Source organism: Streptomyces sp. NPDC037203, from assembly GCF_055605065.1.
The window spans coordinates 19,797-33,367 of record NZ_JBVJUC010000009.1 but is presented as its reverse complement, the minus strand read 5'-3'; the positions used below and the strand labels follow the sequence as shown (position 1 = coordinate 33,367).

General features: G+C 72.1%; 14 protein-coding genes. 7 read left to right on the top strand and 7 right to left on the bottom strand.

Annotated elements, in window-relative coordinates; genetic code table 11:
- The first annotated feature begins 255 nt into the window (after positions 1-255).
- Positions 256-1,563, top strand: a complete 1,308-nt coding sequence (locus ACZ7EC_RS23465; RefSeq protein ID WP_471065361.1) for a DUF418 domain-containing protein — start codon at positions 256-258, stop codon at positions 1,561-1,563.
- Positions 1,564-1,575: 12 nt separating this feature from the next.
- Here ACZ7EC_RS23465 and ACZ7EC_RS23460 read toward each other — a convergent pair whose 3' ends face one another.
- The 5 genes from ACZ7EC_RS23460 to ACZ7EC_RS23440 form a co-directional block, all read right to left on the bottom strand.
- The gene (locus tag ACZ7EC_RS23460; RefSeq protein WP_471065360.1) at positions 1,576-2,637 is read right to left on the bottom strand and encodes a 1-acyl-sn-glycerol-3-phosphate acyltransferase; all 1,062 of its coding nucleotides are present in this window, start codon (positions 2,635-2,637) and stop codon (positions 1,576-1,578) included.
- 74 nt (positions 2,638-2,711) lie between these two features.
- Positions 2,712-3,569, bottom strand: coding sequence for a patatin-like phospholipase family protein (locus ACZ7EC_RS23455; RefSeq protein WP_471065359.1), 858 nt, complete (start codon positions 3,567-3,569; stop codon positions 2,712-2,714).
- Positions 3,570-3,694: 125 nt separating this feature from the next.
- A complete protein-coding gene (locus ACZ7EC_RS23450; RefSeq protein ID WP_471065357.1) occupies positions 3,695-3,889 on the bottom strand; it encodes an antitoxin in 195 nt (64 codons plus the stop codon).
- 219 nt (positions 3,890-4,108) lie between these two features.
- Positions 4,109-5,272 (bottom strand): PP2C family protein-serine/threonine phosphatase, encoded by a 1,164-nt coding sequence (locus ACZ7EC_RS23445; protein WP_471065759.1) that lies wholly within the window; start codon positions 5,270-5,272, stop codon positions 4,109-4,111.
- A 35-nt stretch (positions 5,273-5,307) separates the two neighbouring features.
- Positions 5,308-6,885, bottom strand: coding sequence for a sensor histidine kinase (locus tag ACZ7EC_RS23440; RefSeq protein WP_471065355.1), 1,578 nt, complete (start codon positions 6,883-6,885; stop codon positions 5,308-5,310).
- A 123-nt stretch (positions 6,886-7,008) separates the two neighbouring features.
- Between ACZ7EC_RS23440 and ACZ7EC_RS23435 the strand changes: the two genes are divergently transcribed.
- The 4 genes from ACZ7EC_RS23435 to ACZ7EC_RS23420 all read left to right on the top strand — a co-directional run bounded on the left by ACZ7EC_RS23435 (position 7,009) and on the right by ACZ7EC_RS23420 (position 10,261).
- Positions 7,009-7,362 carry a hypothetical protein gene (locus tag ACZ7EC_RS23435; RefSeq protein ID WP_471065354.1) on the top strand — a complete coding sequence of 118 codons (354 nt, stop codon included), beginning with the start codon at positions 7,009-7,011 and terminating at the stop codon, positions 7,360-7,362.
- Positions 7,363-7,380: 18 nt separating this feature from the next.
- A complete protein-coding gene (locus ACZ7EC_RS23430) occupies positions 7,381-7,812 on the top strand; it encodes a response regulator (RefSeq protein WP_471065352.1) in 432 nt (143 codons plus the stop codon).
- Positions 7,813-8,052: 240 nt separating this feature from the next.
- Complete coding sequence (gvpJ, locus tag ACZ7EC_RS23425) at positions 8,053-8,418, top strand: gas vesicle protein GvpJ (protein ID WP_471065351.1); 366 nt, start codon at positions 8,053-8,055, stop codon at positions 8,416-8,418.
- A gap of 334 nt (positions 8,419-8,752) precedes the next feature.
- Positions 8,753-10,261, top strand: coding sequence for a cryptochrome/photolyase family protein (locus ACZ7EC_RS23420; RefSeq protein ID WP_471065349.1), 1,509 nt, complete (start codon positions 8,753-8,755; stop codon positions 10,259-10,261).
- 110 nt (positions 10,262-10,371) lie between these two features.
- Here ACZ7EC_RS23420 and ACZ7EC_RS23415 read toward each other — a convergent pair whose 3' ends face one another.
- Both ACZ7EC_RS23415 and ACZ7EC_RS23410 read right to left on the bottom strand, forming a co-directional pair.
- Positions 10,372-10,755: a darcynin family protein gene (locus ACZ7EC_RS23415; RefSeq protein ID WP_471065347.1), complete on the bottom strand. Its 384-nt coding sequence runs from the start codon at positions 10,753-10,755 to the stop codon at positions 10,372-10,374.
- 33 nt (positions 10,756-10,788) lie between these two features.
- A complete protein-coding gene (locus tag ACZ7EC_RS23410; RefSeq protein WP_471065345.1) occupies positions 10,789-11,682 on the bottom strand; it encodes an NAD(P)H-binding protein in 894 nt (297 codons plus the stop codon).
- Between the two features lie 104 nt (positions 11,683-11,786).
- Between ACZ7EC_RS23410 and ACZ7EC_RS23405 the strand changes: the two genes are divergently transcribed.
- Both ACZ7EC_RS23405 and ACZ7EC_RS23400 read left to right on the top strand, forming a co-directional pair.
- Complete coding sequence (locus ACZ7EC_RS23405) at positions 11,787-12,770, top strand: LysR family transcriptional regulator (RefSeq protein WP_471065757.1); 984 nt, start codon at positions 11,787-11,789, stop codon at positions 12,768-12,770.
- Between the two features lie 222 nt (positions 12,771-12,992).
- On the top strand, positions 12,993-13,484 hold the full coding sequence (locus ACZ7EC_RS23400; RefSeq protein ID WP_471065343.1) for a hemerythrin domain-containing protein: 492 nt from the start codon (positions 12,993-12,995) through the stop codon (positions 13,482-13,484).
- The last annotated feature ends 87 nt before the right edge of the window (positions 13,485-13,571 follow it).

Sequence of the window (13,571 nt, the reverse complement as noted above, 5' to 3'; positions counted from 1 at the left end):
TCGTCGCATGCCTCCCGTGCGATGCCTACCCCCGCGGGAGCCCGTCGGAGCCGGACGGCGTGCGGTACCCGCCGATCGGCGGCACCGGCTCGCCCGGTCGGCGGGCGACCGGCCGTCCGGTCGGCGGGGGTGGTCGCGGACGTGTGGCGGAGGGGGCCGCGGACGTGCGGCGGAGGTGGCCGCGGACGTATGGCGGAGGGGGTCGGGACGGCTGCCGGAGTGGTTCGGGCGGCGTCGCGGTGAACCCATCGGTACATGACCCGCAAAGCACCGGCGCACAGCGCGAGACCAGCTCCCGAAGCACTCCTGGCCCCGGCGGCGCGTGTCCCACCACTGCCGGGGCGGGCCCGTCCCCCCACTCCGGCTCCCGCCCGCGCCGGGAGAGTGCCGCCGGGGCGGCTCATCGGGATCGACCTGGCGCGCGGGCTCGCGGTCCTCGGCATGTTCTCCGTGCATGTCGGTCCCGACCCGGCGGTGGGCGGCCCGGTGGGGTTCCTGCTGGAGACGGCGAGTGGCCGCTCCTCCGCCCTCTTCGCCCTGCTGGCCGGGTTCTCCCTGGTCATCATCACCGGCCGCCCGCAGCCCCGTACCGGCCGGGCGGGCCGCCAGGCCGTGGCCACGGTCGTGATCCGCGCCGGCGTGCTGCTGGTCCTCGGGTACGCGCTGAGCGCGCTGGGCACCGAGGTCAACGTGATCCTCAGCTACTACGGGGTTCTCTTCCTCGCCGTTCTCCCGCTGTACCGGCTGCGGGCCGGGACGCTGGCTCTCATCGCCGCCGCGTCCGCCCTGCTCCTCCCCCAGGCCCTGTACGGGATCCGGGCGGCCGTCTCGGACGGCGGCTGGGCGGACCTCGTCACGGCCCATGACCCCCTGGCCCGCGTCACCGGCACGGACGGCACCATGGGCCTGCTGTTCACCGGGGACTACCCGGTGCTCACGTGGATACCGTTCCTGCTCGCCGGAATGGCGGTGGCCCGGCTGGACACGGGCCGCCCGCACGCGAGATCGCGGCTCGCGCTGACCGGTGGGGTACTCGCGCTGCTGGGCTACGGCGGTTCCTGGCTGGCTCTGCACCTGGTCCCGCACGCCCTGTCCGCGGTCGCGTCCGCCACGCACAGCCCGGCGTCGTCCCCGTGGTGGTGGTCCGACATCGCGGGCGAGCCCGCGGGCCGGCCCCCGCCGGCCTGGTTGCTGGTGGCCGTCCCGCACAGCGAGACGACGTTCTCCATCGTCGGCAGCACCGGAGTCGCCGTGGCCGTGGTCGCCGCCTGCCTGACCGTCGCCGAGCGGACGCCCCGGCTCGCGCGTCTGGCCGGCCCCGTCGCCGCGGTGGGCATGATGGCCCTGACCGCGTACGTCCTGCACATCCTGGCGCTGTGGTTCTTCGACGACGTCTGGTACGTACCCGCCGTCGACGGCGACGGCATGTCCGCCCTGGCGGTGCTGGCCGTCTTCATCGCGGCCACCATGCTGCTGGCCACCGTGTGGACCCGGCTGTTCAGACGCGGCCCCATGGAGCAGCTTCTGCACCTCCTCACCCGCCCGGCCAAGTCGATCAGGTGACCGTGGCCGGCTTCAGGCGTGCGTGGCGCCCGCGGCGGCATGGTCGGCCACCCAGCGGTCGACGCGGTCCCACTGGGCGAGCAGCCATTCACTGCGGGCGTCGTCGCCCCGCGGCACACTGCCGGCGGGTATGCGCCACCAGTGCGCGCGCACGGCGTTCCGCAGGGGCAGCCGGGTCCACGCGGTGCGCGCCGAGTGGACGACGTCCAGCCCGGTGTGGGCGACGAAGACGATATCGGTCGTGGGCGCGGCGGCGATCGCGGCGAGGGCTCCGGCGTCCCTGGGCGGCAGGACATGGTGCATCCGTTCCGCGCGGCGCGCCCGGCGCGGCAGCCCGCGGCGGCGCAGCGAGGCGATCGCGCGCCGCCGCCGGCGCGGCGTGAAGTTGCCGCCCTCCGGGAAGATGACGAGCGCGTCGCCCGGCCGCAGTCCCGCCGCCAGTTCCCCGATCGCTTCCTCGTCCCGGCCGTCGAGGGCCGGGAGGAAGCAGTGGGGTACCTGCCCGATCAGCACGTCGAGGGCGGGGTCGGCGCGCAGGATCCGCTTCAGCACGAGGTGCGGGCGCAGTCCGGCCTGGCCGAGCAGTGTCTGCATCAGCAGGAAGGAGTCGCCGACACCGGCGTGCCGGACGAAGACGAGAACCGGCGCGGTCACGGGACGGGGCGTGGCGGGGAGCGCGGGCGTCACCTCCAGCCTGAGCCGGAAGACCGGTTCGGCGGCCCGTCGCAGCAGCCGTAGCAGCCGCTCCAGTACGGCGAAGGCGTCCGCGGCACGGCGCTCCTCCCGGTGCCGCCGGTCGGGCAGTCGGCGAACCCACAGGACGGCGGCGGCCAGCAGCCCGCCCAGCTCCGCCAGCAGGTACAGCAGGGCGAAGCCGATGATCCGTACGGGCCGCCACGGCTCGCGCGCGACAGGCGCGAGCGGGGCGCAGAGCAGGCCCGCCACGACGAGGAGACCCGCCGCCACGGGCACGAGCGCCAGCAGCAGCGCGATGGTGGTCGCGCGGCGCAGGCCGGTGACCGCAGCACCGGCCGGCCCCGCCAGGCGCCTGCGCAGGGCTCTCGCACCGGTCATGGTCAGGGCCCTTTCTCTGGGATCGGTCGGCTCCGGGGGAACGGGGTCCCGCGACCCGGCGAGAACCGGGGGGCTTACCCGAGGGAAGTGTCGAGGTAGCGGGAGGAGGCCGCGTAGGCGCGTTCGATGCGTTCGGCCGTCCGTCCGAAGCTGCGGTGACGCAACTGCCGCAGGGTCGCCGCGCTCTCCTCGTGGCTCGACCCGGAGGGCAGCACGTGGACGGTGACTCCTGACGGGAGGTCCGCCATGTCGCGGGCGAACCGGTGCCTGCGGGCGATCTCGAAGGCCACCAGAGCGACCTGCCAGGGGACCCGTGGCGGCGAGAGGGCCCGCTCCACCCGGCCCACCTGGAGGACGTACACCTCGGTCGCCCCGAGGGCCACCGCGCGGCCGACGGGAATGCTGTTGACCAGACCTCCGTCGACGTAGTGCTCCCCGTCCACCCGGACGGGCGGCAGCAGTCCGGGCACCGCGCACGAGGCGAGCACGGCCTCGACCAGCGGCCCGTCGGTGAACCAGTGCTCGGCGGCCCGCTCGATGCTCGCGGCGACGCACTGGAACGCCAGGGTCAGGTCCTCGATGTGCGCGACCGGTACGTGGGAGACGAGCAACTCGCTCAAGGGGGTGGCGTGGTAGAGGTGCGTGCCGCTGCGCGCCGCGGTGCCCAGCCGGCCCAGCAGCGATCCGGAGAACACGCCGGAACGCCCCAGACCGGTCCACAGATCGGCGAGCCGGGCCACGGACGAACTCGACGGATCGGCGGCGACGACAGCGCCGTTGATCGCGCCCACGGAGGTCCCGACGACGAGGTCGGGGCGCACCCCCGAGGCGAAGAGGGCCTTGAGCATGCCGACCTCGTACGCGCCGAGCGCGCCACCGCCGCCCAGCACGAAGGCGCGGGTCGGTGGACGCGTGCCGGGACTTTCCTCCATGGCCGTAGGGTGCCCCGAGACGGCGCCGACACGCCTCGCCTTCACCGGCGCCCCCTGGTACGAGGGCAGGCACGACCGGGCCCCGCGGCGAGCTGCCGCGGGGCCCGTCTGCCGGTGGTGCGGGGTCAGTGCTCGGCCGTGCCGGGACCGCCGTAGGAACGCCGCACCGCTTCCGCGGCCTTGTCGGTCTGGGCGTCGTACTTGTCGCCCGTGCGCTCGTCGACCAGCCGCTCGACGCTCTCGACGCCCTTGTCGGCCTGATCCGGGTGGCGCTCGGCCATCTCCTTGGCCTTGTTCGCCAAGTCCCCGAGCTTGCTCATGAGATACCTCCCGCTCTGCTGGTACGTCGTGCCCGACGACGGGTACCCCGCTCCCGGAGGGGAATGCATCGAATCCGGGCGCGGCCTCCGGGGCGCCCCGGCCCCTCCCCCGACCACCGCCCGGTGATGGCGCGTCAGGATGCCCGCCCAGTAGGCCCGTTCACCTCAACAGATGTCACCGATGTCGCCCGAGCCGGTGGGCGGCCGTACCGCGGTCCGTCAAGCGCTCCCCGTAGGGCCGGGCGCCGCTGCCCCTCTCTTCCAGTCAAGGCGCAGGACGGCCAGGTCGTCGGTATGGCGATCCGCGTTGAGCGCGCGGGTGCGGGCGATGATCTCGTCGAGATGGGCGCCGGGATCGGACGTGTGCAGGCTGCCGATGATGCGCAGCAGACCGTCCACGCCGAGCCGGGTGCCCGTGCCTTCCGTGAAGCCCTCGATGAGACCGTCGGTGTAGGCGATGAGCGCGCCTTCCGCGGGCAGCGCCACCCTGGTGGCGGGCCAGTCGCCGAGTCCGGGCGCGATGCCCAGCGCGATGCCGTGGGCGGCGCTGACCTGCCGTGTCCCCTCCGGCGTGACGAGAAGAGGCTCGTGATGACCGGCGAGGTGCAGGGTGAGCGTGGCGGCCACCGGGTCCAGGGTGATCAGGGTGCAGGTGGTGAACAGGTCGTTGCCCGCACGCTCGGCGATGTGGATCTGTTCGAGGAGGTGAAGAAGTTCCTGATCGCGGTGGCCACCGAGGGTGAGGGATCGCCAGGCGATGCGGAGGCAGACGCCCAGCGCGGCCGCGTCGGGGCCGTGGCCGCTGACGTCTCCGATGACGGCGTGGACCTGGCCGTCCCCGGTCTGGACGACATCGAGGAAGTCGCCGCCCAGCAGGGCCTGCGCCCGTCCGGGGTAATAGCGGCTGGAGGCGGTGACGCTGGTGGAGGACAGGATGGGTTCGGGGAGCAGCCCGCGTTCCAGGCGTGCGTTCTCCTCCGCCCGCAAACGGCCGATCTGCAGCGCCGCGTTGGCGCGTTCGGCCTGTTTGCGCTGGACGGCGTAGCGGACGGCCCGCTGCATCAGCTCGGGCTCGACCTTGCCCTTGATGAGGTAGTCCTGGGCGCCGGCGGCGAGGGCGTCGACCCCGGCGCGGGGCTCCTCCAGCCCGGTGAGCACGATGATGGCGGCCTGTGTGTCGGCCTGGATCGCCTGGACCGTCGCCACACCGCTCGCGTCGGGCAGGTGCAGATCGAGCAGGACGCAGTCGACGGGAGCCGCCTCCAGTGCCCTGCGCGCCTCGGCCGCCGAACGGCACCGCGTCAGGGTGTGCGGCAGGTCGGTGTCGTACAGGAGCTCCTCGACCAGGAGGGCGTCTCCGTCGTCGTCCTCCACCAGCAGCATCGCGTACTGCTCGGCGCGGCCTGCGACTGGAGCGGTCACGGCTTCGTCTCTCTGTCCGGGGCCGCCGTCGCGGCGTCGAGGGCGGGGAGGGTCAGGACGACGCGGGTGCCGAGGTCGTGGTCCGGATCGATGCTGATCGTGCCGCCGTGGAACTCCACGACCTTCTTGCACATCGCGAGGCCGATGCCGGTGCCCGGATAGGCGTCTTTGGTGTGCAGCCGCTGGAAGAGGATGAACACCTTTTCCTGGAACTCCGGCGCGATGCCGATGCCGTTGTCGGTGACCGTGAACTCCCACATGTCCTGCTTGCGCTCGGCGCCGATGTGGATGCGCGGCGGCCGGTCGGGACTGTGGAACTTGAGCGCGTTGGACAGCAGGTTCTGCCACAGCATGCCCAGCTGGGTCAGGTCTCCGACGACGACGGGCAGGGTGTCGTGGGTGATCTCCGCACCGGTCTCCTCCACCCGCACGCTGAGGTCGTCCAGCGTTCTGCCCAGTACGTCCTCCAGGTCCACGGTCCGGTGCTCGTTGTGGACACGGCCGACTCGGGAGAAGGCCAGCAGGTCGTTGATGAGGTTCTGCATGCGGTTGGCGCCGTCGACGGCGAAGGCGATGTACTGGTCCGCCTTCGCGTCCAGCTGCCCGCCATAGCGGCGTTGCAGCAGCTGGGTGAAGCTGGAGACCTTGCGCAGCGGCTCCTGGAGGTCGTGCGAGGCGACGTAGGCGAACTGCTCCAGCTCCGCGTTCGACCGCTTCAGGTCGCCGGCCTGCTCGTCCAGGACCCTGCGGGTCCTTTCGCTGAAGCGCAGCTCCTCCACCAGCCGCAGGCGCATGGAGTCCACGTCGGTGGCCAGCCGCCGCAGGTCGGCGGGTCCGCTGCCGGTGATCGTGCGGTCGAAACGGCCCTGGGCGACGTCGCGGGCCGCCGCGCCGAGCCGGCTGAGCGGGCGGGTGACACCGCGGCGCAGGCCCTCGAAGACGAGCACCGCCACCACGGCGATGACCAGGGCGATGCCCGAGAACATCCAGTTCCGCAGGCTCACCGCCTGCTTCAGCTCACGCGTGGCCGTCGCCCGCTCGTCCTCCAGGTGGGCCTGCTGGCGTGCCATCGCACGCCGCAGCGAGTCGAAGTCCGCCTTGCCCGCCTCGGCGCGTTCCCCGGTGATCCTCATGGCCTCGGCGGGGGACGCCGTCGCGATGGGCCGGGCTATGAGCTTCTGCCAGGCGTCGGCGTTCTTCTCCACCTCGGCCAGATCGGCGAGCGCCCGGCTGTCGTCGACGAGAAGGAGCCGCACTCTCCTGAGTGCCGTCTTCTCGTCGGCCACGCCCTGGCCATACGGCTGCAGGAAGTCCCGCCGACCGGACATGCCGTAGCCGCGGATGCCGGTCTCCTGATTGATCAGAGCCTCTTCGATCCGGATCGACTCGATCAGGGCCGGGGAGCGCCGGTCGACCAGCGAAGCGGTCAGGTCGGAGGTCCGCCACATGGCCCAGCCGCCCAGGGACCCCAGCACCGCCAGGACGACGAGCACGCCGGTCACCCCGACGCGCAACCAGCGGCGGGTCGTCCAGCCGCCCAACACGCCAGGAGCCTGCGCCTGCTCGCTTGTCATCGTTTCGGCTTCTCTTCCCTGGTCGGCCGCCCTTGCCGCACTGAGGTGCACGGCAGGGACACTGTACCCGCGCTTCGACAACACATGTTGTCCACCTCTGTGGCGGGGCAGTAGAGTGATGCCATGCTTGATCCGCCTCCCGCTCCCCGCCCGCCCAGCGAGGATACGGCCGCTCTGGTGGCCCGACTGGTGGACGAAGTCAGCCGGCGCCTCACCCCGGAAACCGTCCGCCCGCCGGTGAAGCCCGTTGATCAGATTCAAGAGACCCGCAGATATGCTCTGCTGCGCCTGCGGGTTCTCACCGACGTCAAGCAGGCCGTTCGACATCTGGAGGACCAGGCCGCGCACGCTGCCGCCGAGAGCGGAGCCGGGTACCCCGAGATCGGTCAGGCCGTCAGCATGAGCCGGCAGGGAGCACGGCGCCGCTGGCCCGGTCTGATCACCAGCGAAACCATCCATCCGACCCATCGCCCCTGACACCGGAGCACCTGAATCATGGCTGCCGCCGCAACCCGCCCCTACGACGTGCTGCTGGTCGAGGACGACCTCGCCGACGCGATGCTCATCCAGGACGCCCTCACCGAACGCGGTACCCGCAACCTCACCCAGGTCTCCGACGGCGTCGAGGCGCTCGACTATCTGCGCGACCCGGACAACACGCGCCCCGACCTCATCGTGCTCGACCTGAACATGCCGCGCATGAACGGACGCGAGTTCCTCGCCGTGGTCAAGGAGGACGCCGACCTGCGCACCATTCCGGTCGTCGTCCTGACCACGTCCGCCGCCCCCGATGACGTCACCGGCGCCTACCACCACCACGCCAACGCCTACGTCACCAAGCCCGTCAACCTCGAAGAGTTCGAGGCGGCCGTCCGCAGCATCGACGCCTTCTACCTCGACGTCGCCGTCAAGCCTCCCAGGGAGTAGAACGGCGCGGCCCGCGCGCCCGCCGACCGGTGACGCTCGCCCGCCGGGACGGGGGCGGAGGCACGTACACCCTCGACCGCCCGATCGCGTCCGCACGGGAAGCCGCCCAGGGCGTCGGCCGATCGGCTCGCACACGCGTTTGCCCACGGCGCACCGGGTCACACGAACAGGCAGCCCTCCTCGCTGCCGGGCGCGGCGTCGGCGGGACCACGCGGGACCGAGGAAGAGGGGTTGGTCGTGATGACCGTGGCAGCGCGGGCCGGCGGCGGAGGCGGGTCCAGCGGCCTTTACGACGTGCTGGAACTCATCCTCGACCGGGGGCTGGTGATCGACGCTTTCGTGCGGGTCTCCCTCGTCGGTATCGAGATACTCAAGATCGACATCCGTATCGTGGTCGCCAGCGTCGACACCTACCTGCGCTTCGCCGAGGCATGCAACCGTCTGGACCTGGAATCGGGACCCCGCAAACCGGCCGGTCTCACCGAACTACCCGAGCAGCTCGGGGGATCCGGCACCCGTGGTATGGCCAAGGGCGTCCTCTCCGGTGCCGCGGAGGCGCTGTCGGACGCCTTCCACCAGGCACGGGACGAGGGCCGGGCACGGTAAGGGCGGGGACGGCGCGGATGACGCGGGCGGCGCGGTCTCCCTTCAACCGCCGCCGACAGCTGTCCCGCTGAGCACCGGGACACGGCGAGCCGAGCCCGCGGCCGACCTGTGGCGTGCGGCCCGTGGCGTGCGGAGCAGCCCCCTGGATTCTCCGGCGGCGGTCCCCGGACACCTGCTCGCGGTGCTCCCCGTGCCCGCACCCGGTCGGGTGACTCTCGACGGCCCGCCGCGCCCCCCATTGCGTCGCCGGGGCGCGAGCATCCGAGAGTCGCCCCATCGAAATCGGAAGCAAGCCCCGATGCGGACCTCGGTCGTCGCCTGCACCCTGGGACCCATGACCACCCCGCACTGGATCTTCGGCGACCAGCTCGGCCCGCACTTCCTCGTGCCGGACGGCAAGGACGGACCCGGTCGCGGGGCGCCCGTGGTGATGATCGAGGCCAGGTCGGTCTTCCGGCGGCGGCGCTTCCACCGTGCCAAGGCGCACCTGGTGCTCTCCGCGATGCGGCACCGCGCGGCGGAACTGGGCGAGCGGGTGACGTACGTGCGGGCCGAGACCTACCGCGAGGGCCTGCGTCGCGCGGTGGGGAAGACCCCGGTCACGGTGTGCCACCCGACGTCGTACGCCGCGCTCCGGCTGGTCCGGTCCCTGCCCCGCGTACGGATGCTGCCCGCCCGCGGCTTCCTGGTGACGCACGAGGAGTTCGCCGGCTGGGCCGAGGAGCGCGGTGAACGGCGGTTGCTCCAGGAGGACTTCTACCGCTGGGTGCGTCAGGAGCACGACCTGCTGATGGAGGGCGGCCACCCGGCGGGCGGCCGGTTCAACCACGACCACGCCAACCGTGAACCCCCGCCGGGCGGTACCGGGAAGCTCGGGGTGCCGGGCCCGTACCGGCCGCGGGAGGACGGCATCGACGCGGAGGTGCGCGAGGATCTCGACCGGTGGGAGCGCGAGGACGGCGTACGCTTCGTCGGCCGGGACGGGCCCCGCCGCTTCCCCGCCACGCGCCGGGAGGCGCTGTCGGCCCTGCGGCGTTTCGTGGAGCGGCGATTGGCGTCCTTCGGGCCGTACGAGGACGCGATGCTCACCGGTGATCCGGTGATGAGCCACAGCCTGCTGTCGTCCTCGCTGAACCTGGGGCTGCTGCACCCGGCGGAGTGCGTGGAGGAGGCCGAACGAGCCTGGCGGGCGGGCGACGTGCCGGTGAACAGCGCGGAGGGTTTCGTGCGGCAGGTCGCGGGCTGGCGGGAGTACGTCTGGCAGCTGTACTGGCACTTCGGCGAGGACTACCGGCAGGGGAACGCCCTGGGGCACACCGGGGAACTGCCCGAATACTTCGCCGGGTTGAACGCGGACGCGGTCACCGCGCACTGCCTGTCCACCGTGCTGGCCGAAGTGCGCGACACCGGGTGGACGCACCACATCCCCCGGCTGATGGTGCTGGGCAGCCACGCTCTGCAGCGCGGCTGGGATCCGGCCGCGGTGACCGACTGGTTCCACCGCTGCTTCGTCGACGGTTACGACTGGGTGATGGTGCCGAACGCGGTCGGGATGTCCCAGTACGCGGACGGCGGCAGGATGACCACCAAGCCGTACACGTCGGGCGGCGCCTACATCCACCGCATGAGCGACCTGTGCGACGGCTGCGCCTACCGGCCCACCGAGCGCACCGGGCCACGCGCATGCCCCTACACCGCCGGTTACTGGGCCTTCCTGCACCGGCACCGGCGGGGCCTGTCCGGCAATGGCCGGATGCGGCGCGCGCTTCAGGGCCTGGACCGGCTCGGCGACCTCGACGAGCTGCTGCGGCAGGAACGGCGGCGGGTGAACGAGGTCCCGTGAGAGTGGTCCGGCCGCCCCGCCTCGACATCCCTGTGCATCGCAGTTCACCGCGATCCAAGCACCGGGGGCCGCACGCGCCGACGGGTGCGGCCCCGGACTTGCCTCACAGGTCAGGTGGCGATGGTGGCGACGGGTTCGAGGCCGTACGTGCGCGCGTAGGCGTTCTCGGTGCCCACGAGGAGGTCGACCACCTCGAAGTAGCGGTCCCAGAACGGGGTTTCGCGCAATGCGTCGACGAGGAGCTGATAGGCGTGGTGGTCCACGGCCTCCCATACCCAGACGTCGGTGACGCGCGCGGAGTAGAACTCCGTGTCGTAGAAGCGTGACCGCACCCCGGTGGTCTTGGCCTCGATGGCCGGCAGAACCTGGGTGGTGAAGGCGTCCACGCGTTCCTGGACGGTCAGGGCGAGCCATTCGGGTGTGGTCTTGACCAGCATGAACGCCGTGACGGGCGGTTCGGTGCCGTCGGTCTTGCCGGTCTTCTCGGTGGGCATCGGAGAACCTCCGTAGGTGATGAGTGACGGGTCTCAGGACAGGACGGCGGGCTTGAGTGTCTGGGCGCACCACTGCTCGAAGCCGGTGGGGGAAGCGGTGTCCGGCGTGCGGGTGACACCGGCGTCGAGGCCCTCGTCCTTGGCCTGCTTCATGTCGACGATGCCCTGCGCGAACGTCGCGTCGAGGCCGTAGCCGACGAGGGTGCTGTACAGCTCGTCGAGCGGCTGGCGTTCGTAGCGGACAGGGCGGCCCAGCTGTTCGGTCATGATGCGGGCCAGGTCGTTGGGCGACAGATCCTGCGGCCCGAGCACCGGGACGCTGCCGGTGCCGGTCCATGAGCGGTCCAGCAGCAGCCGGGCGGCGGCCGCCGCGATGTCGGCGACGGCGACGAGGGGGGCCTTGCGGTCGGCGTGGACGGAGTCGGTGAAGACGCCCTTCTCGCGGATCGAGCCTGCCTCCTCCAGAAGGTTCTCGAAGAAGGACGGGCAGGACAGCGCCCGGTAGGCGACCCCGGTACCGGCGATGAGGTCGTCCATGGCGAGCGAGGCGGTGACGATGCCTGCCCGGTCGGCGAGCGGGGTGCCCCGGCCGAGCGCGGAGACGCCGACGCAATGGCCGATGCCGTGGGCGGTGAGCGCCTCGGCGGCGGGCCGGGTGAATCCGGTGTAGGCGTCGTGCGGGGTGAGCGAGGCGTCCGGGGGGACGAGCCAGAACACGGCGTCCGCGCCCTCGAAGGCCCGGTCGAGGACATCGGCGTCCCCGTGCGAGCCGGTGACCACCTGGAGGCGTCCGCGCGCCGCGTCCGGAAGCCGGGCGGGGTCGCGCACGATCACGCGCAGTTCCTCGCCCGCGGCGGGGGCGGACTCCAGGAGCAGGGAGAGCAGATGACGGCCGATGTTCCCGGTGGGAGCCGTGATGACGATCATGAATACCTCGTAGGTCGTGCTGATCGGGTAGGTGCCTCATCCTGCTGAGCGGCTCCGTGCTGCCACAATGGGAACTTCGGCACGGAATCATTGACTGAAATGGAATAACACTGGTGAGCAGCTCTGATCCGGTCATCGACGCCAATCTCGCCATCGCGTTGGACGCGCTGCTGGCCGAGCACAGCGTGACCCGTGCCGCCGCGCGTCTGCACACGTCGCCCGCCGCCATGAGCCGCACGCTCGCCCGGCTGCGCCGTGTCCTCCAGGACCCCCTCCTGGTCCGGGCCGGACAGACCATGGTGCCCACCCCACGCGCCCAGGCCCTGCGCGAGGAAGCCGCCGCGGTGGTGCGCAGCCTCGGAGCGCTGCTCAGTCCCGGCACGAGCGTCGATCCCGCCGGTCTCACCTGCACCTTCACCATCCAAGCCGCCGACCTGGTCGGCGCGGCGCTGACGCCCGGACTGCTCCGGTTGTCCCGGCGGGAGGCGCCGGGCGTCTCGTTCCGGGTCCGGGCCGAGGAACTGGAAGCCGGGCCCGCCCTGCGCGACGGCCGGATCGATCTGGAGGTCGGAGCCATCGACCATGTGGACCCCGAGACCTGCGTCGAAGATCTCGTCGGCCTCCGCATGATGGCGGCCGTCAGGTCCGACCACCCGCTCACCGGAGAGCCGTTGACCGCGGCCCGGCTCGCTGCCGCCCAGCATGTAGCGGTAAGCCGTCGCGGCCGGTTCACGGGACCACTCGATGCCGCCCTGGCCGAGCAGGGGCTCCAGCGGCGGGTCAGCGTGGTCCTCCCCAGTCATCTGGCCGCGATGGCCCTCGCCGCCCGCAGCGACCTCGTCTGCCTCGTGCCCGCCGCGCTCCCCGGCGCCGCTCCCTCGCCCCTCACCCATGACGCCCACGTCCTCGGACTGCGCCTCCTCGACATCCCCCTGGCGCTGCCGTCCCTGACCATCGGTATGGCCTGGCACCCCCGGCACACGGCCGACGGAGCCCACCGCTGGCTCCGCGACGCCGTCCGCCGGACCCTCCGGGCACAGGCGGTCGCTTCGGATTCGACCGTCGCGGACACGGTCGAGGGCGAGTAGTGCGACAACATGCCTGAGCCGAAGGGGAGTTGGGCGCTGCTCGGCGGGCGGTGCGGGCAGGCGGCGCCGAGGCCGGCCAGGGCCGCCCGGACCCGGTCGGCGGTGTGCCACGGGATGCCGGGGGCCGGGGCGTCGTGACCGGCGAGCCTGGGTGTCATCAACACGGTCGGCGGGGGTAAGCGGCAGGAGCCCGACCGTTTTCACGAAAGTGGTGCCACAACCATGGCCGAAACCCAGGACGTCGTCGACCTCATCCTCCAGGACCACCGGCGCATGGAAGACCTGTTCCGCCTGATGCGCAGCGTCGAGGCGGACCGAGCGGCCGCGCTCCGGGAGTTCGCGGACCTGCTGGTCGCCCACGCGCTGGCCGAGGAGTCCGAGGTCTATCCCGCGCTGAAGCGGTACAAGAACATCGACGACGAGGAGGTCGAGCACGGCGAGCACGAGCACGACGAGGGCAACCAGGCCCTTCTGGAGCTCTTGGAGGTGACGGACGTCGGCTCCGAGGAGTGGGACACCAAGCTGGAGGCACTGGTGGAAGCCGTCACCCACCACGCCGACGAGGAGGAGCGCACCATCCTCAACGGCGCGCGCGAGAACGTGGCGATGCGGCGGCGCGAGGAACTGGGAGCGGCGTTCCTGGACGAACGCGAGCGCCAGCTGAAGGCCGACTGCGGCTCGCTCGACAACGTGCGCCGTATCGTCCAGTCCTGAGCGCACCCCGGCGCGAGGGCGCCCCGCGCCGGGGACATCGAACCGGATCGCCGCTCGGCACCCCACCTGACCTGGCCCCTGCCTCGC

Excerpts from the sequence above, each read along its gene's own strand:
- ACZ7EC_RS23465 (WP_471065361.1), top strand. The coding sequence starts at position 256 with ATGACCCGCAAAGCACCGGCGCACAGCGCGAGACCAGCTCCCGAAGCA.
- ACZ7EC_RS23460 (WP_471065360.1), bottom strand. The coding sequence starts at position 2,637 with ATGACCGGTGCGAGAGCCCTGCGCAGGCGCCTGGCGGGGCCGGCCGGT.
- ACZ7EC_RS23455 (WP_471065359.1), bottom strand. The coding sequence starts at position 3,569 with ATGGAGGAAAGTCCCGGCACGCGTCCACCGACCCGCGCCTTCGTGCTG.
- ACZ7EC_RS23450 (WP_471065357.1), bottom strand. The coding sequence starts at position 3,889 with ATGAGCAAGCTCGGGGACTTGGCGAACAAGGCCAAGGAGATGGCCGAG.
- ACZ7EC_RS23445 (WP_471065759.1), bottom strand. The coding sequence starts at position 5,272 with ATGCTGCTGGTGGAGGACGACGACGGAGACGCCCTCCTGGTCGAGGAG.
- ACZ7EC_RS23440 (WP_471065355.1), bottom strand. The coding sequence starts at position 6,885 with ATGACAAGCGAGCAGGCGCAGGCTCCTGGCGTGTTGGGCGGCTGGACG.
- ACZ7EC_RS23435 (WP_471065354.1), top strand. The coding sequence starts at position 7,009 with ATGCTTGATCCGCCTCCCGCTCCCCGCCCGCCCAGCGAGGATACGGCC.
- ACZ7EC_RS23430 (WP_471065352.1), top strand. The coding sequence starts at position 7,381 with ATGGCTGCCGCCGCAACCCGCCCCTACGACGTGCTGCTGGTCGAGGAC.
- gvpJ (WP_471065351.1), top strand. The coding sequence starts at position 8,053 with ATGACCGTGGCAGCGCGGGCCGGCGGCGGAGGCGGGTCCAGCGGCCTT.
- ACZ7EC_RS23420 (WP_471065349.1), top strand. The coding sequence starts at position 8,753 with ATGACCACCCCGCACTGGATCTTCGGCGACCAGCTCGGCCCGCACTTC.
- ACZ7EC_RS23415 (WP_471065347.1), bottom strand. The coding sequence starts at position 10,755 with ATGCCCACCGAGAAGACCGGCAAGACCGACGGCACCGAACCGCCCGTC.
- ACZ7EC_RS23410 (WP_471065345.1), bottom strand. The coding sequence starts at position 11,682 with ATGATCGTCATCACGGCTCCCACCGGGAACATCGGCCGTCATCTGCTC.
- ACZ7EC_RS23400 (WP_471065343.1), top strand. The coding sequence starts at position 12,993 with ATGGCCGAAACCCAGGACGTCGTCGACCTCATCCTCCAGGACCACCGG.